The organism is Umezawaea sp. (assembly GCF_036375055.1).
In the GTDB taxonomy this organism is placed as follows: Bacteria; Actinomycetota; Actinomycetes; order Mycobacteriales; family Pseudonocardiaceae; genus Umezawaea.
Map to the genome: position 1 here is coordinate 85,584 of NZ_DASUSQ010000017.1, position 21,581 is coordinate 107,164.

Annotated in this window: 18 protein-coding genes and 1 pseudogene; 12 read left to right on the plus strand and 7 right to left on the minus strand. The window is 74.0% G+C overall.

Going from position 1 to position 21,581, the window contains the following annotated elements; translation table 11 throughout:
* Entirely contained in the window at nucleotides 1-1,002 is a 1,002-nt protein-coding gene (locus VFZ92_RS06130; protein WP_330874799.1) for a proline racemase family protein, read from the plus strand.
* Nucleotides 1,003-1,095: 93 nt separating this feature from the next.
* Complete coding sequence (locus tag VFZ92_RS06135; RefSeq protein WP_330874800.1) at nucleotides 1,096-1,257, plus strand: hypothetical protein; 162 nt, start codon at nucleotides 1,096-1,098, stop codon at nucleotides 1,255-1,257.
* Nucleotides 1,258-1,658: 401 nt separating this feature from the next.
* Here the strand turns inward: VFZ92_RS06135 and VFZ92_RS06140 are convergent, their stop codons facing one another.
* Genes VFZ92_RS06140 through VFZ92_RS06150 form a run of 3 tightly spaced genes read right to left on the minus strand, consistent with a single transcriptional unit; the run spans nucleotide 1,659 to nucleotide 5,301 of the window.
* Nucleotides 1,659-3,773 carry a xanthine dehydrogenase family protein molybdopterin-binding subunit gene (locus VFZ92_RS06140; RefSeq protein ID WP_330874801.1) on the minus strand — a complete coding sequence of 705 codons (2,115 nt, stop codon included), beginning with the start codon at nucleotides 3,771-3,773 and terminating at the stop codon, nucleotides 1,659-1,661.
* Complete coding sequence (locus VFZ92_RS06145) at nucleotides 3,770-4,762, minus strand: xanthine dehydrogenase family protein subunit M (RefSeq protein WP_330874802.1); 993 nt, start codon at nucleotides 4,760-4,762, stop codon at nucleotides 3,770-3,772. Before VFZ92_RS06145 ends, VFZ92_RS06140 begins: the two co-directional genes overlap by 4 nt.
* Entirely contained in the window at nucleotides 4,759-5,301 is a 543-nt protein-coding gene (locus VFZ92_RS06150; RefSeq protein ID WP_330874803.1) for a 2Fe-2S iron-sulfur cluster-binding protein, read from the minus strand. The genes VFZ92_RS06145 and VFZ92_RS06150 overlap by 4 nt, the downstream gene beginning before the upstream one ends.
* Nucleotides 5,302-5,449: 148 nt before the next feature.
* Between VFZ92_RS06150 and VFZ92_RS06155 the strand changes: the two genes are divergently transcribed.
* Together VFZ92_RS06155 and VFZ92_RS06160 are read left to right on the plus strand one after the other, a co-directional pair.
* Nucleotides 5,450-6,022: a TetR/AcrR family transcriptional regulator gene (locus VFZ92_RS06155; RefSeq protein WP_330874804.1), complete on the plus strand. Its 573-nt coding sequence runs from the start codon at nucleotides 5,450-5,452 to the stop codon at nucleotides 6,020-6,022.
* Between the two features lie 321 nt (nucleotides 6,023-6,343).
* Entirely contained in the window at nucleotides 6,344-9,514 is a 3,171-nt protein-coding gene (locus tag VFZ92_RS06160; RefSeq protein WP_330874805.1) for an AfsR/SARP family transcriptional regulator, read from the plus strand.
* Between the two features lie 18 nt (nucleotides 9,515-9,532).
* On the opposite strand, the gene VFZ92_RS06165 is transcribed toward VFZ92_RS06160, so the two are convergent.
* A complete protein-coding gene (locus VFZ92_RS06165) occupies nucleotides 9,533-9,973 on the minus strand; it encodes a hypothetical protein (RefSeq protein ID WP_330874806.1) in 441 nt (146 codons plus the stop codon).
* 152 nt (nucleotides 9,974-10,125) lie between these two features.
* Between VFZ92_RS06165 and VFZ92_RS06170 the strand changes: the two genes are divergently transcribed.
* Together VFZ92_RS06170 and VFZ92_RS06175 are read left to right on the plus strand one after the other, a co-directional pair.
* On the plus strand, nucleotides 10,126-10,980 hold the full coding sequence (locus tag VFZ92_RS06170; protein ID WP_330874807.1) for a DUF4394 domain-containing protein: 855 nt from the start codon (nucleotides 10,126-10,128) through the stop codon (nucleotides 10,978-10,980).
* 128 nt (nucleotides 10,981-11,108) lie between these two features.
* On the plus strand, nucleotides 11,109-12,152 hold the full coding sequence (locus VFZ92_RS06175) for an MBL fold metallo-hydrolase (RefSeq protein WP_330874808.1): 1,044 nt from the start codon (nucleotides 11,109-11,111) through the stop codon (nucleotides 12,150-12,152).
* On the opposite strand, the gene kstR is transcribed toward VFZ92_RS06175, so the two are convergent.
* The gene (kstR, locus tag VFZ92_RS06180; protein ID WP_330874809.1) at nucleotides 12,127-12,753 is read right to left on the minus strand and encodes a cholesterol catabolism transcriptional regulator KstR; all 627 of its coding nucleotides are present in this window, start codon (nucleotides 12,751-12,753) and stop codon (nucleotides 12,127-12,129) included. The genes VFZ92_RS06175 and kstR overlap by 26 nt on opposite strands.
* A 215-nt stretch (nucleotides 12,754-12,968) precedes the next feature.
* On the opposite strand from kstR, the gene VFZ92_RS06185 reads away from it, so the two are divergent.
* Genes VFZ92_RS06185 through VFZ92_RS06210 form a run of 6 tightly spaced genes read left to right on the plus strand, consistent with a single transcriptional unit; the run spans nucleotide 12,969 to nucleotide 19,791 of the window.
* On the plus strand, nucleotides 12,969-15,053 hold the full coding sequence (locus VFZ92_RS06185; RefSeq protein WP_330874810.1) for an acyl-CoA dehydrogenase: 2,085 nt from the start codon (nucleotides 12,969-12,971) through the stop codon (nucleotides 15,051-15,053).
* 12 nt (nucleotides 15,054-15,065) lie between these two features.
* Nucleotides 15,066-16,154, plus strand: coding sequence for an acyl-CoA dehydrogenase family protein (locus VFZ92_RS06190; RefSeq protein WP_330874811.1), 1,089 nt, complete (start codon nucleotides 15,066-15,068; stop codon nucleotides 16,152-16,154).
* Nucleotides 16,144-17,307 (plus strand): acyl-CoA dehydrogenase family protein, encoded by a 1,164-nt coding sequence (locus VFZ92_RS06195; RefSeq protein WP_330874812.1) that lies wholly within the window; start codon nucleotides 16,144-16,146, stop codon nucleotides 17,305-17,307. Before VFZ92_RS06190 ends, VFZ92_RS06195 begins: the two co-directional genes overlap by 11 nt.
* Nucleotides 17,304-18,245 carry a bifunctional MaoC family dehydratase N-terminal/OB-fold nucleic acid binding domain-containing protein gene (locus tag VFZ92_RS06200; RefSeq protein ID WP_330874813.1) on the plus strand — a complete coding sequence of 314 codons (942 nt, stop codon included), beginning with the start codon at nucleotides 17,304-17,306 and terminating at the stop codon, nucleotides 18,243-18,245. The genes VFZ92_RS06195 and VFZ92_RS06200 overlap by 4 nt, the downstream gene beginning before the upstream one ends.
* The gene (locus tag VFZ92_RS06205; protein WP_330874814.1) at nucleotides 18,242-18,640 is read left to right on the plus strand and encodes a MaoC/PaaZ C-terminal domain-containing protein; all 399 of its coding nucleotides are present in this window, start codon (nucleotides 18,242-18,244) and stop codon (nucleotides 18,638-18,640) included. The genes VFZ92_RS06200 and VFZ92_RS06205 overlap by 4 nt, the downstream gene beginning before the upstream one ends.
* Nucleotides 18,637-19,791, plus strand: a complete 1,155-nt coding sequence (locus VFZ92_RS06210; RefSeq protein WP_330874815.1) for a lipid-transfer protein — start codon at nucleotides 18,637-18,639, stop codon at nucleotides 19,789-19,791. Before VFZ92_RS06205 ends, VFZ92_RS06210 begins: the two co-directional genes overlap by 4 nt.
* Nucleotide 19,792: 1 nt before the next feature.
* On the opposite strand, the gene VFZ92_RS06215 is transcribed toward VFZ92_RS06210, so the two are convergent.
* Nucleotides 19,793-20,203 (minus strand): MmcQ/YjbR family DNA-binding protein, encoded by a 411-nt coding sequence (locus tag VFZ92_RS06215; RefSeq protein ID WP_330874816.1) that lies wholly within the window; start codon nucleotides 20,201-20,203, stop codon nucleotides 19,793-19,795.
* A gap of 10 nt (nucleotides 20,204-20,213) precedes the next feature.
* Nucleotides 20,214-21,581: pseudogene (locus tag VFZ92_RS06220) on the minus strand (hypothetical protein); the annotation flags it as partial.

Below are 21,581 nucleotides of genomic sequence, written 5' to 3' on the forward strand. Positions count from 1 at the left end.
GTGCGCTCGACCCGCTGCCTGACCGCCGTCGACTCGCACACCGAGGGGATGCCCACCAGGGTGATCACCGGTGGCGTCGGCGTGATCCCCGGCGACACGATGGCGCTGCGGCGGCTGCACTTCGTCGAGCACCTCGACCACCTGCGCCGGTTCCTGGTCAACGAGCCGCGCGGCCACTCGGCGATGAGCGGCGCGATCCTCCAGCCGCCGACCCGCCCCGACGCCGACTGGGGCGTCCTGTACATCGAGGTGTCCGGGTGCCTGCCGATGTGCGGGCACGGCACGATCGGCGTGGCGACGGTCCTGGTGGAGACCGGCATGGTGCCCGTGACCGAGCCGGAGACCGTGGTCCGCCTGGACACCCCGGCCGGTCTCGTCGAGGCGAGCGTGGCCGTGCGCGACGGCCGCGCCGAGTCGGTGACGATCGAGAACGTGCCGTCGTTCGCGACCAGGCTGGACGCGACCGTGGCCGTGCCCGGCCTGGGGACCGTCCGCTACGACATGGCCTACGGCGGCAACTTCTACGCGATCCTGCCGCTGGCCGACCTCGGCATCCCGTTCGACCGCGCGGAGAAGGACCGCATCCTCGCCGCGGGACTGGACGTGATGGCCGCGATCGACGCCGTCGACCGGCCCGTGCACCCGGTCGACCCGGCGATCTCGGGCTGCAAGCACGTCCAGTTCACCGCGCCCGGTGTGGACGGCGGCGACTCGCGCAACGCGATGGCCATCCACCCCGGCTGGTTCGACCGCTCCCCGTGCGGCACCGGCACGTCGGCCCGCCTCGCCCAGCTCCACGCGCGCGGCGAACTGGCCCTCGGAGTGGACTACGTGAACGAATCCCTGCTGGGCACCAGGTTCACCGGCAGGCTCGTGCGCGCCGAGCGGGTCGGACCGGTCGACGCCGTGGTCCCGACCATCACCGGTCGGGCGTGGATCACCGGCACCGCCCAGTACCTCCTCGACCCGACCGACCCGTTCCCCGAGGGGTTCGTGCTCTGACCGCGGAGCGGACTGGAACGGGGGTGGAACGCCGGGAGGGGTGAGCCGGGAGAGGGGAACCCCACGGCGTCGGACGAACCGGCGCCGCGGGCGGTGCGGCTGGTCTTCGAGCACGGGGGCCGCGAGGTGCGGGTGTGGTCGCGGGAGGCGGTCGAGGTGCTCGTGCCCCCGACCGACCAGCTCGACGGCCACCTCGGGGTCTGGGCGGAGGGTGCGACGGAGCCTGCCCGCTTCCCGCTCGGAGGTGGCTCGTGACCACCGAGGACGGCGGGGTCGTCGGGACCACGAGGATCGTGGACGCGGGCGACCCCGGACCCGCTACAACCCGGTGGTGTTCGGCGACGGGTACCGCGAGGCCGAGCCGGCGGACTCCGCACCGCCAGCCTCGCCGCGGCGGGCGATCGACGTGGTCCGGGTGGGTGTCGCGTCGACCGACAGCGGCGCCGACGTCCCGGCGAAGTGCGGCGGTTCCGGCGGGGGAGCGGCGGTCCGCTCGCAGGTCTCCGCGACGCCTTCGCGAACACCTGCCCGTGTCGGTCGACCACAACCCCGACGCGGCAGGCAGAACGGCGTGGCGATCCGGGTCGAGGTGGTTCTTCGACGATGACCTCCACGGAGTCAGGGGTGGGCCCGGACGGTCGGGCCCACCGCTGACCTCACGCCTGGTGCGCGAGCACCCGGCCGACGCTGATCGGCAGTTCGCGGTGGCGGACCCCGGTGGCGTGCCACACGGCGTTCGCGACCGCCGCCGCGGTGCCCACGATGGCGACCTCGCCGACCCCCTTGATGCCGCTGGGGTGGCTCGGGTCGTGGTCGTCGACCCAGTCGGCCTCGATGTCCGGCACGTCGGCGTGCGCGGCGACGTGGTAACCGGCGAAGTCGCCGTTCACCTGGCGGCCCTGCCGCCCGTCGCGGACGCCCTCCTCGTGCAGCGCCATCGACAGACCCATGACCATGCCGCCCACGAGCTGGCTGCGCGCGGTCAGCGGGTTGACGATCCGGCCCGCGGCGAAGATCCCGAGCATCCGCCTGACCCGCACCTCACCGGTCAGCGGGTCGACGGCCACCTCGGCGAACTGGGCGCCGTGCGCGTACCGCTCCTGCTGCTCCAGGGCGGCGATCTGCGCGGCGGTGTCGGCGCGGCCGGTGATCCCCTCGGCGGGGATCCGGTCGACGCCGACCAGCCGGTCGCGCAGGTCGGCCGCGGCGGCCGTGATGGCCCACGACCAGGACGAGGTGCCCCTGGAGCCGCCCGCGAACCAGGCCTGGCCCAGGTCGCTGTCGGCGATCTCCATGCGCACCGCCGACGGGTGCACGTCCAGCGCCTCCGCCGCCACGAGCGCGAGCGCCGTCCGCGCCCCGGTGCCGATGTCGGCGGCGGCGATGGACACCGTGTACCCGCCGTCGGCGTCGGCCCTGATCGCCGCGGTGGACGGCAGCGAGCCCGCGCCGTAGATCCCGGCGGCCATGCCGGTGCCGAGCAGCCACCGGCCGTCGCGGCGGACGCCCGGCCGGGGGTCGCGGTCGGCCCAGCCGAAGCGGCGGGCGCCCTCGGTCAGGCAGCCCACGAGGTTGCGGCTGCTGAACGGCAGACCGGTCATCGGCCCGACCCGCGGCTCGTTGCGCAGCCGCAGCTCCACCGGGTCGATCCCGGTCGCCTCGGCCAGCTCGTCCATCGCCGACTCCAGCGCGAACGAGCCGGGCGCGCAGCCCGGAGCGCGCATCCACGTGGGCGTCGGCAGGTTCACCGGCACCAGCTTGGTGCTGATGCGGATGGCGTCCGCGGCGTACAGCGCGTGCGTGGCCTCGCCGCCGCGCTCCACGTACTCGTGGATCGTGGACGTGTGGGTGGCCGTCTCGTGGTCGACGGCCCGCAGCCGTCCGGCGGAGTCCGCGCCCAGCCGGATGTGCTGCCGCGTCGCGGGCCTCATGCCGGTCAGGGTGAACACCTGGCGGCGGGTCAGCGCGACCCGGACCGGGCGGTCGAACGTGGTCGCGGCCATCACCGCGGTGATGAGCTGCGGTCCGACCGCCTTGGAGCCGAACCCGCCGCCCACGTGCTCGGCGCGCACCCGCACGACGCCCTCGTCCAGGTGGAACAGCATGGCGAGCACGGACGACACGAGGTACGAGCCCTGGTTGGAGTCGACCACCTCCAGGCGGCCGTTCTCCCAGCGGGCCATCGAGGCGTGCGGCTCCATCGACCCGTGGTGCTCCTCGGGCGTGGCGTACCACTGGTCCACCACCACCGGGGAGGCGGCGATCTCGGCGTCCACGTCGCCCTTGGCCTCGACCGGCGCCGACGCGGGGGAGCGGAGACCGGGGTGGTCGGCGGAGAAGGCGATGTCGTGCGGTTCCTCGTCGTAGGTGACGACCAGCGCGTCCGCGCCCGCCCTCGCCTGCTCCAGGGTCTCCGCGACGACCAGGGCCACCGGCCTGCCGACGTGCGGCACCCGGTCGTCCTGGAGGAGCTGGAGCGTCCCGTCGGGCATCCCGAAGATGCCTGCGTCGGGGTTGAGGCGCGGGGCGTTGCCGTGGTGCAGCACGCCGATCACGCCGGGCATGGCGAGCACGGGGGCGACCTCGACCGAGCGGACCCGGCCGTGCGCCACCGTCGCGAGCACCAGCGACCCGTGCGCGAGGCCCTCGAACGGGACGTCGGCCGCGTAGCGTGCCGCGCCGGTGACCTTCTCCCTGCCCTCCAGCCGCACGGTCGACGTGCCGATCGATCCGGGTGACGTGCGGGTGGGGCTGTCCGTCAGGTCGGTCATCGGGACGCCTCCTCGGCGAGTTCGGTGAGCACGGAGACCACGAGGTTGCGCACGAGCGGCACCTTGTAGCCGTTGTGCGCCAGCGGTGCGGCGGCGGCCAGCTCGGCGTCGGCCGCGGCGCCGAACGCCTGGGCCGTCGCGGGACCACCGGTCAGCGCCCGCTCGGCCGTGTGGGCGCGCCACGGGCGCGACGCCACGGCGCCGAAGGCGATCCGGACGTCGCGCACCACGCCGTCCTCGACGTGCAGCGCCGCGGCGATCGAGCCGTTGGCGAACGCGTAGGACGCCCGCTCGCGGACCTTGCGGTACCGCGACCGCTCCGCGACCGGGGCCGCGGGCAGCGTGACGGCGGTGATCAGCGCGCCCGCGGGCAGCGCCGTCTCCACGTGCGGGGTGTCGCCGACCGGCGGGTAGAAGCCGGTCAGCGGCAGCTCGCCGGGGCCGTCGACGGTCTCGTAGGACACGACCGCGTCGAACGCCGCGAGCGCCACGCCCATGTCGGACGGGTTCGTGGCGACGCAGTGGTCGGACGCGCCGAGGATCGCGTGGTTGTGGTGCTCCCCGGTGATGGCCGGGCAGCCGCTGCCGGGCTCGCGCTTGTTGCACGCGAACGCGGTGTCGGTGAAGTAGCCGCAGCGGGTGCGCTGGAGCAGGTTGCCGCCGACCGTGGCCACGTTGCGGAGCTGGCCGGACGCACCCGCCAGCACGGCCTCGGCCAGCGCCGGGAAGCGCCGCCGCACCTCGGGGTGCGCGGCGAGGTCGCTGTTGGTGACCGTCGCGCCGATGGTGAGGGCACCGTCGGCGCGCACCTCGATCCGGCCGAGCGGCAGGCCGCGGACGTCGACCAGCAGGTCGGGCGTCTCCACGCCCGCCTTCATCAGGTCGACGAGGTTGGTGCCGCCGCCGAGGAACCGGGCCTCGGGCTCGTGCGCGAGCAGGGCGACCGCGTCCCGCACCCCCGTCGCGCGGCTGTAGCCGAACTCCTTCACGCCGTCACCTTCGATCCGTCGGCGGCGCGGGCGACCGCGCGCACGATGGCCGGGTACGCACCGCACCGGCACAGGTTCCCGCTCATGCGCTCGCGGATCTCCGCCTCGTCCAGCGGGGCGGGTTCCGCGTCGGGCCGCACGTCGGCGGTGGCCGCGCTCGGCCAGCCCGCCGCGTGCTCCCGGATGACGGCGACGGCCGAGCAGATCTGGCCGGAGGTGCAGTACCCGCACTGGTAGCCGTCGAGTTCGAGGAACGCCTCCTGGACCGGGTGCAGGTCCTCGCCCTCGGCGATTCCCTCGATCGTGGTGATGTCGGAGCCTTCGGCCGCGACGGCGAGCTGGAGGCACGAGACGGCCCGCCTGCCGTCGGCCAGCACGGTGCACGCGCCGCACTGGCCCTGGTCGCAGCCCTTCTTCGTACCTGTCAGCCCGAGGTTCTCCCTCAGCGCGTCCAGGAGGGTGGTGCGGTTGTCGACGGTGAGCGCGTGAGTCTCCCCGTTGACCCGCAACGAGATGTCACTGCGCGTGGTGGGTGGCACAGCATGTCCTCTCAGGGGTCGGGCGATCCCCTTTTCCCATCGTGCGTGTTCAGAGGGCGCACGCCGACTAAAGTGGAGATCGCTCTCACTTGAGAGGCTAAGTGATAGCAGTCTCCACTTGCAAGTGGGGCAGGAGAGGACGGTCGGCATGGGCAGGATCGAGGGCCGCCCGCTGCGCGCCGACGCCCAGCGCAACCGCGACAAGATCCTCTGCACGGCCGTCAGCATGTTCGCCAGGGACGGCCTCGACGCCACGCTCGACCGCATCGCCAAGGAGGCGGGCGTCGGCCCGGCCACCCTGTACCGCAACTTCCCGACCCGCGAGGCGCTGATCGAGGCCGCCTACCGCAGCGAGCTGGCCAAGCTCTGCGAGGCCGCCGGTGAACTCCTCGCCGCGCTCCCGCCGCGCGAGGCGCTGCGGGCGTGGATGGGCCGGTTCATGGACTACGTGAACGCCAAGATCGGCATGGCCGACGCCCTCCGCTCGCTCGTCGACTCCGGCGTCAACCCGTACGACCACACCGGCGAGATGCTGCGCGACTCCGTCACGACCCTGCTGGAGGCCGGGGTCGCCGACGGCGCCCTCCGGGCCGACGTCGCGGCCTCCGACGTCGTCGCGAGCCTCATGGGCATCGCCGTCACGTGCGGCAAACCACCCCAGCCGGACCTGGCGGGACGCCTGCTGGACCTGCTGATGGACGGCCTCGTCGCCAGCCGCTAGCGCGGTCGCCGCCGACCCCGTTCCGCGCCGCCCGGCGCGAGGAGTCCACCTGGGACGCGCGGGACCCGGTGCGGATCGCGGTCACCGCACCGGGTCGCCCCGGCGGCGGGCGGGTGGTCGCGCGGGGGAGGATGCCGGATACTTCGGGGCGGCGGCCGTCGGCTTCCTCCGGCGACCGCCCCTCCTCCCCGCCCGCCCCTGGTCGGAACGGACCACTCGGTTGCGGTGGCGCTAGCCTGAGCGGACCCAATGTCGTTCGGGGCGACGAGGTTTACCGAGATGTTCTTGCCGGGGTCCGGTCGTTTGGATACGTTCCGCCCAGTGGCCAAGTCTGTGCGCATCCAGGTGCTGGGTTCGTCGCGGGCGTGGAACGACGGTGTCGAGGTCGACCTCGGTCCACCCGCCCGGCGAGCCGTGCTGGGACTGCTGGTGCTCGCCGAGGGCGAGGCGATGACCAAGCTCGAACTGGTCGACGCGCTGTGGGGCGACCGCCCGCCGCGGAGCGCGGTCAACGTGCTCCAGACGCACATCAAGCACCTGCGCAGGCTGCTGGAGCCCGACCGGCCGCGGCGGACCAGCAGCGAGGTCCTCCCGCACCTCGGCGGTGGCTACGCGGTGAACCAGGACGCGGTGGACATCGACCTGGTGGAGTTCCGCGGGCTCGTCGCCGAGGCGGGCATCGCGCAGCGCAAGGACGACGCGGTCGGCGTGGCGGCGCTGCTCGGCGAGGCGCTGCGGCTGTGGCAGGGGCGCCCGCTGGCGGACGTCCCGTTCCTGTCCACGTACCCGAAGGTCGTGGCGCTGGTCGCCAAGCGGTGGGAGGTCCTCGCCCGCTACGGCGACGCGATGATCGAGATCGGATCGGCGGCCGACATCCTCCCCGAGGTCGCCGAGGCCGCGGCCGAGCAACCGCTGGACGAACCCGCCCAGGCCCGCCTCATCCGCGCCTACCACGCCGTGGGCCAGCGGGCGAAGGCCTTCCAGATCTACCACGACGTCCGCGACCGGCTCGTCGACGAGCTCGGCATCGACCCCGGACCGGAGCTGCGCGACGCCCACACGGCGCTGCTGCACGACAACGGCGCCCCGACCGCGAGCGCGACGGGCACCGCCGAACCCCGGTCGGTGCTGCGGATCCCGAAGCAGCTCCCCGCGGAACCCGCCGGGTTCACCGGCCGGACCGCACAGCTGTCCACGTTGGACGACCTGCTGCTGGACCGCGAGCGGACGGGCGGCGCGGTGACGATCGCCGCGATCTCCGGGACCGCGGGCGTCGGCAAGACGGCGCTCGCCGTGCACTGGGCCCACCGCGTCCGCGACCGGTTCCCCGACGGGCAGCTCTACGCCAACCTGCGCGGCCACACGCCGGGCCCGGCGGCCACGCCGGTCGAGGTGCTCGCGCAGTTCCTGTCCGCGCTGGGCGTGCCGGCGGAGCGCGTGCCGTTCGACCTGGAGACCGCGTCGGCGATGTACCGGACGCTGATGACGGACCGCCGGACGCTCGTGCTGCTGGACAACGTTGTCGGGCCGGACCAGATCCGGCCGCTGCTGCCCGCCGGTCCCGGTTCCCTGGTGCTGGTCACCGGGCGCGACCGGATGACGGGCCTGGTCGCCACGCACGGAGCCCGCCAGCTCACGCTCGACGTGCTCAGCCCCGGCGACGCGCTGGAGCTGCTGGCGTCGGTGCTCGGCACCGACCACGCGGCGGCCGCCGAACTGGCCGAGCTGTGCGCCTACCTCCCGCTCGCGCTGCGGATCGCGGCGGCCAACCTCGCCGACCACCCCGGCCACGGGGTCGAGGACTACGTCGCGCGGCTGCGGGAGGGCAACCTGCTGGCGGCCCTGTCGGTGCGGGGCGACGAGCACGCCGCGGTGCGCACCGCCTTCGACCTGTCCTGCGCCGCGCTGCCCGCTGGCGTGCGGCGGCTGTTCCGCCTGCTGAGCCTGGTGCCGGGCACCGACTTCAGCACCGAGGCGGTCGCCGCCCTCGTCGGCGCGGACCCGGAGCACGCCGGTCGGCTGCTGGACCGGCTCGCCTCGGCGCACCTCGTCGAGCGCAACGGACCCGACCGCCACCGCTTCCACGACCTCCTCCGCCGCTACGCGGCCGAACAGCTGGACGCCAGGGAGCCGGAGGAGGACCGCGACGCCGCCCTGCACCGCCTCTACGACTGGTACCTGCACGCGGTGGACAGCGCCGCCCGCAGGCTCTACCCGCACATGCTGCGGCTGCCCGCGCCCGACAGCGGCGCGCGGACGCCCTCCGCCGTCACGGACCTGGTCTCGGCGTCGAACTGGCTGGACTCCGAGCGCGGCAACCTCGTCGCGGCCGTCCGGGAGGCGGCGCGCAGCGGACCCCGGCCCATGGCGTGGCGGCTCGCCGACGCCCTGCGCGGCTACTTCTGGATGAGCATGCGGCGGGTGGACTGGCTGGCCACCGCGGAGGCGGGGCTCGCCGCCGCCGAGGACGCGGGCGAGGAGGCGGGCGAGCACCGCGCGGGGGCGGCGGCCCGGCTCAGCCTCGCCGACGTGCACTTCCGCCAGGGCCGGTACCGGCAGGCCGTCCGGCACTACACCCACGGGCTGCTGCTCGCGCGCCGAGCCGGGTGGGTGGAGGCCGAGGCGGCCGTGCTCGGCAACCTCGGGTGCGTGTACTGGCAGTCCGGGAAGCTGGGCGTCGCCGCCGCCCGGTTCGAGCGCGCGCTGGCGCTCAGCCGCGGGATCGGCCAGGTCGCGGGCGAGGCCGTCGCGCTCGGCAACCTCGGGCTCGTCCACTGGGAGATGGGCAGGCTCTCCCTGGCGGCGGAGCACTACGGCCAGGCGCTGAGCCGGTACCGGCGGATCGGGTCGCAGTACGGCGAGGCGATCAACCTGTGCAACCTCGGGCAGGCGCAGCGGGCCCGAGGGCTGCCCGAGGAAGCGGCCGACCTGCTCACCAGGGCGCTCACCCTGCACCGCGAGGGCGGTGACCGCAGCGGTGAGGCCGAGGCGAACAGCAGGCTGGCGGCCGCCCTGTTCGACCTCGGCCGCCGCTCCGAGGCGCTGGACCACGCTCGCGCGGGTCTCACGCTCGCCCAGGAGACCGGTGACCCCAGGACCGAGGCGGAGGCGCTGGCCACCCTCGCGTCCCTGCACCACCACCTCGGCCACCGGAAGGACGCCGTCGACCGCTACCAGCAGGCGCTCGACCTCATCGGCGAGACCGGCGACCGGTACCCCGAGGTCGACATCATCATCGGTCTGGCGACGGTCACCGGGGACGCGGGTCGGGCCCGGCACGCCCTCGCGCTGGCCGAGGAGGCGGGCTTCCAGGCGTTGCGGGGCCAGGCGATGACCGCCCTCGCGGGCATCTTCCTGGCGTCGGGTGAACGGCGAGCCGCGCTCCGGCACGCCAGTCGCGCGCTCGCCGTCCACCGCCGGACCGGTGACCGCCGCGGCGCGGCCCGCACCCTGGCCCTGCTCCAACGGGCACGGGGGCGGTCCCCGGTCTGACCCGGTGCCGGGCACCGGCTACCGCGCCGACCGCTCGACGCCGTCGGCGGGGTCGAAGTGGCCGTTCGGGTAGAAGGTCACGTCGACCCACGGGTTCACGCCCTCGGTCTTGCCGTCACCGTCCACGCACCGGAACTCGCTCATGTCGAAGGCGGTCCACGCCGCGACGCCCGGCTCGATCTTCTCCTCCTTCCGCCCGACCCACGCGCAGCTCGCCGTGTGCAGGACGTGGCTCACCTCCTGCACCGCGTCGACGATCCTCCCGCCCTCCACGCACCACGTCAGCGTGTAGACGTAGGTCCACGACGCGTCCTCGATCGGCAGCGGTCCGGTGGTCTTGACGTCCCCGGAGCACGTCAGGGCCGCACCCCCGGGCGCGCTGCCCGCGGCGGGCGACACCGCTGCCGCCAGGACCGCGGCGCACCCCGCGAGCACCGCCACCCCTCGCCTGATCCTCATCGCACGTCCCCCTCCTGGTTCGTGACTCCACTGTGGTGCCGGCTCAGGACGGGGACAAGGGGCTGATCCGAGTAGCCGCGCCGGCGTCCAACGGATGTCCAGTCGCGCCGAATAGCGTCGGGCGGCGAACGGTCCGAGAAGGGGAGAGGGACATGCACGCACGGATCAAGAAGGGGCTCACGGCAGCGGCCGTGGCGGTGTCGGTGGTGGCGGCGGTGGTCGTGGGGAGCCCCGGCAGCAGCTCCGCCGCGGTGCCCAGCCTGAGAGCGTACGGAATCTCGCCCGACGGCAGGGTGATGGCCACCTACACCACCGACCGGCCGGACAGGCTCGACTGGGTCAAGGAGATCGTCGGTTTCGTCGGCGACGACGCCGCGATCGGGCTCGACTACCGGGTGCAGGACGGCCTGCTGTACGTCGTGGGCAACAAGGGCGGTGTGTACACGGTCAAGTTCACCCCGGAACCGGTCCTCACGAAGGTGTCGCAGCTGTCGGTCGCGCTGTACGGCACGACCTTCGGCGTCGACTTCAACCCGGCGGCCGACCGCCTGCGGGTGATCAGCGACAACGGCCAGAACCTGCGCCACAACCTGGCCACCCACACCACGGACGAGGACGGCAACCTGAACACCCCGCCGTCACCCGCGACGACCAAGGGCGTCACCGCCGCCGCGTACACCAACAACGACCTGAACCCCGACAGCGCCACCACGCTGTTCGACATCGGCACGATCCTGGACCAGGTCGTGATCCAGTCGCCGCCCAACCTGGGGAGCCTGGTCCCGACCGGGTCGCTCACCGTGGACGCGGGCCTCAAGGCCGGCTTCGACATCTTCAGCGTCCTGAACGGCGGCAAGGCCGCCTCGGTGCTCGGGTTCGCCAGCCTCACGGCGCCCAACGGCTCGACGAGCCTGTACAGCGTCAACCTGCTCAACGGTGAGGCCACCGCCATCGGGAGGCACCCGTTCGCGTTCCCCGACCTGGCCATCTCGCTGACCGGCAGCTGAGACGACCGGGTCCCCGACGCCTGGTGGGCGCGTTCCCGACCGCGCCCACCAGGTTTTCCCGTGTCCGGACACCGTGCCGCGCCACCGGTCCCGGATAGCATCGGCCTCCGAACGACGCGGAGGTGCGGATGCCGGAATCCAAGCACGCCTGGACGGAGCAGGGGACCTACGAGGTGGCGCCGGGCGTGCACCGGATACCGCTTCCCCTGCCGATGGACGGTCTGCGCGCGGTGAACGTGTACGCCGTCGAGGACGGCGACGGGCTCGTGCTGATCGACTCCGGGTGGGCGTTGGACGAGGCCCGCGCGCGGTTGGAGGAGTCGCTCGACGCCATCGGGTACGGGCTGGAGCAGGTGCACCGGTTCCTGGTCACGCACCTGCACCGCGACCACTACACGATGGCGGTCACGCTCCGGAAGCTGTTCGGGGCCAAGGTCGCGCTGGGGATCGGCGAGCAGCCGTCGCTGGCGAAGATCCTCAGCGGTCAGGCGGACGGCCAGTTGGCCGAGCTGGCCCGCTGGGGCGCGGAGGGCGTGGCCGAGGAACTGCGGGTGGCGTACCGGAACTTCGACCGGGACGAGGCGCGGCGGGGGTACGAGGAGCCGGACGAGTGGCTCGACGGCACGGTGGACGTGGCGCTGCGGAGCCGGGTGCTGCGGGCGGTGCCGACCCCCGGCCACACCAACGGCCACGTGGTCTACGTCGACGCCGGGTCGTCGCTGCTCTTCGCCGGTGACCACGTGCTGCCGCACATCACCCCGTCCATCGGGTTCGAGCCCGCGCGGTCGGCGCTCCCGCTCGGCGACTACCTGGACTCGCTGCGGCTGGTGCGGTCCTATCCGGACATGCGGCTGCTGCCCGCGCACGGGCCCGTCGCGCCCAGCGTGCACGCCCGCGTCGACGAGCTGGTGGCGCACCACGAGGACCGCCTGGGGGCGACGCTGGAGGCGGTGCTCTCCGGCGCGGTCACGACGTACGAGGCCGCGCGCAAGCTCGGCTGGACCAGCAGGCAGCGCCGGTTCGAGGACCTGGGCCTGTTCGACCGGATCCTGGCGACCGGCGAGACCGGGGCGCACCTGGACGTGCTGGTGGTCCGCGGCGAGCTGGAGTCGTCCGTGGTGGACGGTGTGGTCGAGTACGCGCCGGTCAGGCGAGCAGCAGCCGAACGGTGAGTTCGAGGCGGGTGGCGACGTCCGTGGCCGTCGCCCGCCTCGTCACCCACGCGACCAGGTTCGACAGCCAGACGTCACCGATCACCCTGGCGATGGCCTTGTGCTCCTCGGTCGGCTCCTCGTCGCTCATCGCGCCGGTGAACATGCGCTCCATGAGCAGCGCGACGGTGTCGACCTCCGCGCTCGCCGAGGCGTCGGCGAAGGTGAACGCGCGGGTCATCGCCTCGGTGAGGTGCGGGTTGCGCTGGAGGCCGCGGGTGATCCGGCCGAGGACGAAGAGCACGCGCTCGTAGGGGTTCTCGCCGGGGATCGTGGTGCGGTCCATCTTCTCCTGGGCGCGCTCGAACTCCGCGGCGAGGCTGGACACCAGCAGGTGGACCTTGGACGGGAAGTACCGGTACAGGGTGCCCAGGGCGACGTCGGCCCGATCGGCGACCGCGCGCATCTGCACGGCGTCGTACCCGCCCTTGGACGCCAGCGCGATGGTCGCGTCGATGATCCGCTTGCGCCGGTCGCGCTGGGCGGCCGACCCGAGCTCTTCGCCCGCCAGCGTGCCGAGCGCGACCGTGCCGGTCGCGCGTGGTTTCGATGCGGCTGCCACCGAGGTGATCCCCCTGCACGGTCTGATAGGAACCTGTTCCAGTAGTGCGAATATGATACCTGACCGCATCGCGCCCGCGAGCCGGGCGGTGGCCTGTGTCACCCTCTCTGCCGCGAACTATTCGAGACGATCTCGTTCCACTTTCTACCGTTCTGGGGCTGTCGGCAAAACTGGAACACGTTCTATAGTCGACCTCGGGTACCGGAGGAGGTCGCATGCCCATCGCGATGACCGACGAGCAGCGCGCGGCGCAGGCGGGCGTGCGCGAGTGGGCCGCCAAGGCCGAGCGCCCCGTGCACTGGCCCGACCTCGCGCGCCTCGGGGTCTTCTCCCTCACGCGGCCCGAGGAGGGCGGCGGCGTGGTCGACCTGGCGGCCGTCCTCGAACAGGCGGCGGACTCCCTGGTGCCCGGCCCGGTCCTGCCCACCGCGCTGGCGGGCGTGCTGTGCCGGGAGGCCGAGCTGTCCCGGCGCCTCGCGGACGGGACCGCGACGGTCGGGCTGGCGCTCTCCGGCGGCGCGGTGGACGCGGTGCGGCGCGCCGACGGCGGACTCGTGGTGAGCGGCGCGGTGGAGCACGTCCTCGGCGCGGGCGCGACCACGCACCTGCTGCTCACCGACGGGGACGTCTGGTTCGTCGTGCCCGCCGAGGCCGTGACCACCGCCGAGCGCGCGGCCGTCGACCTCTCCCGACCGCTGGGCGGCGTGACCCTGGACGGGGTCGAGGTGCCGCCGGACCACGTCCTGGTCGACCCGCCCGACCCGCTCGACCTCGCCGTCACGCTGTTCGCCGCGGAGGCGAGCGGGATCGCCGGGTGGTGCCTGCGCACCGCCGTCGAGCACGCCCGCCACCGCGAGCAGTTCGGCAGGCCGATCGGGTCGTTCCAGGCGGTCAAGCACCTGTGCGTCGAGATGCTGTGCCGGGTGGAACGGGCGAGCGCCGTCGCGTGGGACGCGGCGCGCGCGGCCGACGAGGCCCCCGCGGAGCACCCGCTGGCCGCGGCGGTCGCCGCCGCCGTCGCGCTGGACGCCGCGGTCGACAACGCGAAGGACTGCGTCCAGGTGCTCGGCGGCATCGGGTTCACCTGGGAGCACGACGCCCACCGGTACCTGCGCCGCGCCCTGGCCCTGCGGCAGCTCGCCGGTGGCTCCGCCAGGTGGCGCAGGCGGGCCGCGGACCTGGTGCTCGGCGGCGCGCGCCGGTCGTTGCGCATCGACCTCGACGACGACTCCGCCGAGGACCGCGCCGCCGCCCGCGCGGTGGCCGAGCAGGTCGCGGCGCTGCCGCCCGAGCGGCGGCGCGCCCGGCTGGTCGACACCGGCTACCTCGTGCCCCACTGGCCGGAGCCGTACGGGCTCGACGCGTCACCCGCGCGGCTCCTGGTGATCGACGAGGAGCTGGACCGCGTCGGCGTGCGGCGGCCGGACCTGGTCATCGGCGGCTGGGCGGCGCCGACGATCCTGCGCCACGGGACGCAAGAGCAGCGCGAGCGGTTCGTGCGGCCGACGCTGCTCGGCGAGATCACCTGGTGCCAGATGTTCAGCGAGCCGGAGGCCGGGTCGGACCTGGCGTCGTTGCGCACCAGGGCCGTGCGGACCGACGGCGGGTGGCTGCTGACCGGCCAGAAGGTGTGGACGTCGCTGGCGAGGGAGGCGGACTGGGCGATCTGCCTGGCCCGCACCGATCCCGAGGCCCCGAAGCACCGCGGCATCACCTACTTCCTGGTGGACATGCGCACGCCGGGCCTCGACGTGCGGCCGCTGCGGGAGATCACCGGCGAGTCGGTGTTCAACGAGGTGTTCCTGGACGCCGTGTTCGTGCCGGACGACCGCGTGGTGGGCGAGGTGGACGGCGGCTGGAAGCTCGCCCGCTCGACGCTGGCCGACGAGCGCGTGGCGATGGGGCGCGGGTCGTCGCTGGGGGAGTCGCTGGAACGGCTCCTCGCCGGGGACGCCGCCCACGACCCGGACGTGCGGGAACGCGTGGGAGCGCTGGTCGGCGAAGGGCTCGCGGTGTCGCTGCTCGACCTGCGGGCGAGCCTGCGGCGGCTGGGCGGCGAGGACCCCGGCGCGGGGTCCAGCGTGCGCAAGCTGGTCGGCGTGCGGCACCGGCAGACCGTGGCGGAGTTCGCCGTCGACCTGCTCGGACCGGACGGCGCGACCACCGAGGGCCCGGCGCGGGAGGCCGTGCACGAGTTCCTGCTCAGCCGGTGCCTCAGCATCGCGGGCGGCACCACGCAGGTCCTGCTGAACCTGGCGGGCGAACGGATCCTCGGCCTGCCGAGGGACAACGCGCACTGACGAGGAGTCGACGTGGACTTTGCCCCCGACGAGACCCAGGACGAGGTGCGGGGCCTGTGCGCGCGGGTGCTGGACCGGGAGACCGGCGAGCGCGGCGACCCCGGTTACGACGACGCGGCGTGGAAGGCGATGGGCGAGGCAGGGCTGACCGCGCTCGCGGTGCCGGAACGGCTCGGCGGTGACGGGCTGGGCCTCCTGGAGGTCGCCGCGGTGCTGACCGAGGTCGGCCGCCGGGCCGCGGCCGTGCCCGCGTTCGCCGCGCTGGCGCTGGGCGTGCTGCCGGTCGTCCGCTACGGCACCCCCGACCAGCAGGACGAACTCCTGCCGGTGGTGGCGGCGCACGGCGGTGTGCTCACCGCGGCGCAGAGCGAGCCCTCCGACCCGCTGCCCTCCGAGCCCCGCACCGCGGCCCGGCTCGACGGCGCGGAGTACGTGCTGTCCGGCACGAAGGTGGGCGTGCCGTTCGCGGGGACCGCGCACCGCGTCCTGGTGACGGCCACGCTCCGGGACGGACCCGGCGTGCTGGTCGTGGACCCGACGGCGGACGGCGTGTCGCTGGTGCCGACCCGCTCCTCCGGCGGCGCGCCGGAGGCCACCGTGCGGCTGCACGACGTCCGGGTGCCCGCCGCGGCCCTGCTGGGCGACGGCGCGGTGACCGGACTGCGCCGGTTCGCGCTCGCGGGCGCCTGCGCGCTCGGCGACGGCGTCCTGGCGGGCGCGCTCGACCTGACCGTGGCGCACGTGGGGACGCGGCACCAGTTCGGCAAGCCGCTGTCGGCGTTCCAGGCCGTCGCGGGCCAGGTCGCCGACGTCTACGTCGCCGCCCGCACGCTGCACCTGGCCGCGCTGGCCGCGTGCTGGCGCCTGTCGACCGGCCGCGACGCCGACCTCGACCTGGACACCGCCGCGCACTGGCTCGCGGGCGAGGCGCTCGTGGCCGTGCACACGTGCCACCACCTGCACGGCGGGCTGGGCGTGGACATCACCCACCCGATGCACCGGTTCTACGGGCTGGCCAAGGACCTCACCCGGTTCGTCGGCGGCGCGGAGCACCGGCTGGACCTGCTCGCCCGGCACGAGGAGGAGCCCGGTGTTCGTTGACCTCACGGACGGCCAGCGCGCGCTGCGCGACGAGCTGCGCGCCTACTTCGCCGGGCTGCTGTCCCCGGACGACCGCGCGGCGATGCTCACCGAGCGCCACGGCGAGGTCTACCGCGCGCTGGTGCGCCGGATGGGCCGCGACGGGTGGCTCGGCGTCGGCTGGCCCGAGGAGTACGGCGGACGCGGGTTCGGCGAGGTCGAGCAGCAGGTCTTCGTCAACGAGGCCGCGCGAGCGGACGTGCCGCTGCCCTACGTGACCCTCCAGACCGTCGGGCCCACGTTGCAGGCGCACGGGACGCGGGAGCAGAAGGACTTCTTCCTGCCGCGCATCCTGTCCGGCGAGGTGCACTTCGCGATCGGCTACACCGAGCCGGAGGCGGGCACGGACCTGGCGTCGCTGCGCACCAGGGCCGTTCGCGACGGCGACCACTACGTGGTGAACGGCCAGAAGACGTTCACCACGGGCGGGCACGACGCCGACTTCGTGTGGCTGGCGTGCCGGACCGGCGCGGAGGGCTCCCGGCACCGCGGGATCTCGATCCTGATCGTCGACACCACCGACCCCGGCTACTCGTGGACGCCGATCATCACCTGCGACGGCGCCCACCACGTCAACGCGACCTACTACACCGACGTGCGGGTGCCGGTCGGGATGCGGGTCGGCGAGGAGGACGCGGGCTGGCGGCTCATCACCACCCAGCTCAACCACGAGCGGGTCATGCTCGGACCGGCGGGCCGGATCGCCGCGCAGCTCGACCGGGTACGCCGGTGGGCGTCGACCAGGACGGGCCCGGACGGCGGGCCGCTGCTCGCGCGACCCGACGTGCGACGGGCGTTCGCGGAGGTGCGGGCCGTGGTGCGGGTCAACGAGCTGCTGAACTGGCAGGTGGCCTCGTCCCCCGGCGGGGAGGTCGCCGACGCCTCGGCGACCAAGGTGTTCTCCTCCGAGAGGACCCAGCGGGTCGGGCGGGTGCTGGAGGAGGTCGTCGGCAGGCACGGCGACCCGGCCGACCCCGAGACCGCCGAGCTGGCGCTCTGGCTGGACGTGCAGGCGAAGCGGAACCTCGTGCTCACCTTCGGCGGCGGCGTCAACGAGGTCCAGCGCGAGCTGGTGGCGTCCATCGGGCTGGGACTGCCGAGGGTGCCGCGATGAGCGCCGTGGAGCGGGAGGCCGCCCGGATCGCCGCGGCGGGCGAGAGCGAACGCCGGTTCGCCCGCGACCCGGTGAACCTGCCGATGGTGCTCAACTGGGTGGAGGCCCTCGGCGACGCGAACCCGGTCTACACCGACCGGGGGGCGGCCGTGGCGGCCGGGCACGGAGGGCTGGTCGCGCCGCCCGCGATGATCCAGGTGTGGACGATGGGCGGCCTGCACGGGCGGCGCGCCCCGGACGACCCGCTCGGCGCGATGATCGCCGTGCTCGACGAGGCCGGGTTCACCTCCGTCGTGGCGACCAACAGCGACCAGACCTACCACCGCTACCTGCGGCACGGCGAGCACGTCGCGGTGACGACGCGGCTGGAGGACGTGGTGGGGCCCAAGCGGACGGCGCTGGGCGAGGGCTGGTTCGTGACGACCGGGAACACCTGGTACGTCGGGGACGAGGTGGTCGCGGAGATGCGGTTCCGGGTGCTGAAGTTCCGCCCGGCCGCCGAACCCGCCGAGACGGCGCGGGTCGCGCCCGCGCCGGTGATCCGGCCCGCGACCACCCTCGACACCGAGTACTTCTGGGAGGGCACGGCGCTGGGGGAGCTGCGGATCCAGCGGTGCGGGGGGTGCGGGCTGCTGCGGCACCCGCCGGGGCCGATGTGCCCGGAGTGCGGCGCCACCAAGCCGACCCACCTCGTCTCCGACGGCGTCGGCGAGGTCTACAGCTACGTCGTGCACCACCACCCCCGCGTGCCCGGCCGGGAGACGCCGTTCGTCGTCGCGCTGGTCGAGCTGGACGAGGGCGTGCGGATGCTGGGCGAGCTGACCGGGATCGCGCCGGACGACGTCCGCGTGGGCCTGCCCGTCGAGGTCGTGTTCACGCGGGTCGACGACGACCTGACCATGCCGAGTTGGCGACCACGCGCGGGAGGCCGCTCATGACCGGGACACCGACCCTCGGGGACTCGCTGCCGGAGGTGCACGTCGAGGCCACCCCGACGTTCGTCGTCAGCACCGCCCTCGCGACGCGGGACTTCCAGGACGTGCACCACGACCGCGACCTCGCCGTGGCGCGCGGCTCGAAGGACATCTTCGTCAACATCCTCACCACGACCGGTCTGGTGCAGCGCTACGTCACCGACTGGGCGGGTCCGGCGGCGCTGGTGCGCGCGGTCGACGTCCGGCTCGGCGCTCCCTGCTACGCCCACGACACGCTGAAGTTCTTCGGCCAGGTCGTCGACCGCTTCGGCGACGACGGCTACGTGGTCGAGGTGGTGGGCCGCACCGCCCACGGCGACCACGTCGTCGCCACCGTCCGGATCGAGGTGCCCGCATGAGCCTGTCCGGGGCCGCCGCGGTCGTCGGGATCGGGGCCACCGACTTCTCCAAGGACTCCGGCCGCAGCGAGCTGGGGCTGGCCGCCGAGGCCGTGCGCGACGCGCTCGCCGACGCCGGGCTCGAACCGTCCGACGTGGACGGACTGGTGAGCTTCACCATGGACACCAACGCCGAGATCGCCGTGGCGCGGGAACTGGGGATACCGGAGCTGCGGTTCTTCAGCCGGGTCCACTACGGCGGCGGCGCCGCGTGCGCGACGGTGCAGCAGGCGGCGATGGCCGTCGCGACCGGGGTGGCCGAGGTGGTCGTCTGCTACCGCGCGTTCAACGAGCGGTCCGGGCACCGGTTCGGCCAGGTGCGGACGGCGGCGGCCGGTTCGGTCGACAACAGCTGGTCCTACCCGATGGGTCTGGGCACGCCCGCCGCGATGGTCGCCATGTTCGCCCGCCGGTACATGCACGTCCACGGCGCCACCAGCGAGGACTTCGGCCGCGTCGCCGTCGTCGACCGCAAGCACGCGGCCACCAACCCGAAGGCGTGGTTCCACGAGCGCCCGATCACCCTGGAGGACCACCAGTCGTCCCGGTGGATCGCCGAACCGCTGCGGCTGCTCGACTGCTGCCAGGAGAGCGACGGCGGCGTGGCGATCGTCGTGACCAGCGCGGAACGGGCGCGCGACCTGCGCAGGCCGCCCGCGGTGATCAGGGCCGCCGCGCAGGGCAGCGGCGCCGACCAGTTCACCATGACCAGCTACTACCGCGACGACCTCACCGGACTGCCGGAGATGGGGGTCGTCGCGACGGCGCTGTGGCGCCAGTCGGGCCTCGGTCCGTCCGATGTGGACGTCGCCGTGCTCTACGACCACTTCACGCCGTTCGTCCTGGTGCAGCTGGAGGAGCTGGGGTTCTGCGAGCGCGGCGAGGCCAGGCACTTCATCGCGGACGGGATGCTGGAGCTGGACGGCGGACTGCCGCTCAACCCGCACGGCGGCCAGCTCGGGGAGGCGTACGTGCACGGGATGAACGGGATCGCCGAGGCGGTGCGGCAGGTGCGGGGCACGGCGGTGAACCAGGTGCGCGGCGTGGGGCACGTGCTGGTGACGGCGGGCACCGGCGTGCCGACCAGCGGGCTGGTGCTGGGGGTGGCGTAGCTCAGTCCGGCCGGTCCACCAGGGCGACCAGCTTCTTCGGCGCCAGCACGCAGTAGCTGTCGGTCAGCAGCTCACCGACCTCCTCCCAGTCGACGTCGTCGGTGATCACCAGACCGACGACGTCGGTTCCCCACCCGGCCTTGAAGAACGGGTGGCCGGTGCCGACCAGCGCGTCGAGTTCGGAACCGGGCGCCCGGAACGTCATGACGACGATCGGCTCCGTCGCTCCCGAGGCCCTCGCGTACGCCGCCGGGTGCTCGGGTTCGACCGTGAGGACGTGGGCGAAGGTCCGCTTGCGCACCATCCACCGCGTGCCCCGCCAGGCCTGTTCCTCGTAGGCGTCGGGCAGCCCGAGGCACAGCGACCGCAGCCGGGCCAGGACGGGCGCGGGCACGTCTCCGCAGTCGACCACCCGGCCGACCCTACCGGTGCGGGCCGTCGCCGAACGCGTGATCGAGGTAGTCCTTGAACTGCACGCTGATCGTGTGCAGGTCCGACGGCCAGTTCGGCACGGCGAGGGTCCGCGACCGGCCGTCGCTTCCGCGCGCGGTCTGGGTGAGGCGGACGGTGCCGCTGGGCTGGGCCGGCAGGTAGGTGTCCACGCCGGTCAGGAACGGCAGTGAGCCGAACGGGGCGGGCGGGGTCCCCGGCACGGACACGCCGTCGCAGCCGTCGTCGAACACGAAGCCCGCGAGCACCTGCCGGGCGCGCGGCGCGACGGCGGGTGCCAGCACGTCGACCCCGTCGAACTCCAGGCGGTCGTTGTCGGTCGGCTGGTCGGCCCACCACTCCCGGTTGCGCAGCACGGTGAACGCCGAACTGCCGGGGCACTGGTCGATCAGGTCGCCGATGCCGCCCGGACCGGAGACCTGGAGGCGCAGGAACAGGTCGCTGCGCTCGAACGGCTCGAAGTAGTAGTGGTACGTGCGCTCGCCCTCGCGTTCGAGCACCAGCTCGTAGTGCTCGCGGCCGTTCACCCGCAGCGGCCCGAACGCGCCGTCCGCCCCGACCTCCACGCTCTGCCGGACGGCGCGGCGCGCCCCGGTCCGGCCGTCGAGCGCCCAGACCCGCAGCCGGCCCGCGACCCCCTGGTTCTGCGGGAAGTACGCCGCCCGGCCCGCGATCCGGACGAGCGCGGGCGGTTCGGGCCGCACGTCGGTGGTGGCCGCGTCCCGGCCGGTGAGGAAGCGGTGGACGTGGGCGAAGCTCTCCGCCGACGTCGCGGTCTCCGTGTGCCCCAGGTGGGTCAGGTACACGTTGGTCGCGCCGCCGATGGAGCCGGTCGGTTGCAGGCTTCCCCACAGCGCGAGCGTCGGCACGCCACCCGGCGGGGCGGCGCTGGACCTGCCGTCGACGTTGACGTACCGGCGCACCAGCGCCGCCCGTTCGGGCGTGCCCAGGAAGGCGTGCAGGACGGTCGTGCCGCGGGAGTGCGCCACGACGTCCACCGACCGCGCTCCGGTGCGGGCCAGCACGTCCGCGAGGAACCCGTCGAGGCCGGCGACCGCGGCGTCGTTGGTGGCCACGCTGGTGTCGTACTCGTAGGCGTGCAGCAGCCGGTCGGGGTACCCGTTGGTGGACAACCGCTTCGCGGTCGACTGCCACTGCTGCGCCGACCCCTGCTGGCCGTGCACGAAGACCACCGGCGTGCGCCCGGCGGGCGAGGCGTTCACCGCGGGCGCGGTCACCACCGCCGTCACGAACGCGAGGAGCGCCACGAGCAGCGGCGGACGGGCGACGATCGGCACGGTGGCCCCCACGACGTCGGGAACGGGCCACCGCACCGTAAC

What these genes read in the sequence shown, in the direction of transcription:
- VFZ92_RS06140 (WP_330874801.1), bottom strand. Translation starts at nt 3,773, where the DNA reads ATGACCGACCTGACGGACAGCCCCACCCGCACGTCACCCGGATCGATC.
- VFZ92_RS06155 (WP_330874804.1), top strand. Translation starts at nt 5,450, where the DNA reads ATGGGCAGGATCGAGGGCCGCCCGCTGCGCGCCGACGCCCAGCGCAAC.
- VFZ92_RS06165 (WP_330874806.1), bottom strand. Translation starts at nt 9,973, where the DNA reads ATGAGGATCAGGCGAGGGGTGGCGGTGCTCGCGGGGTGCGCCGCGGTC.
- VFZ92_RS06170 (WP_330874807.1), top strand. Translation starts at nt 10,126, where the DNA reads ATGCACGCACGGATCAAGAAGGGGCTCACGGCAGCGGCCGTGGCGGTG.
- VFZ92_RS06175 (WP_330874808.1), top strand. Translation starts at nt 11,109, where the DNA reads ATGCCGGAATCCAAGCACGCCTGGACGGAGCAGGGGACCTACGAGGTG.
- VFZ92_RS06185 (WP_330874810.1), top strand. Translation starts at nt 12,969, where the DNA reads ATGCCCATCGCGATGACCGACGAGCAGCGCGCGGCGCAGGCGGGCGTG.
- VFZ92_RS06200 (WP_330874813.1), top strand. Translation starts at nt 17,304, where the DNA reads ATGAGCGCCGTGGAGCGGGAGGCCGCCCGGATCGCCGCGGCGGGCGAG.
- VFZ92_RS06205 (WP_330874814.1), top strand. Translation starts at nt 18,242, where the DNA reads ATGACCGGGACACCGACCCTCGGGGACTCGCTGCCGGAGGTGCACGTC.
- VFZ92_RS06210 (WP_330874815.1), top strand. Translation starts at nt 18,637, where the DNA reads ATGAGCCTGTCCGGGGCCGCCGCGGTCGTCGGGATCGGGGCCACCGAC.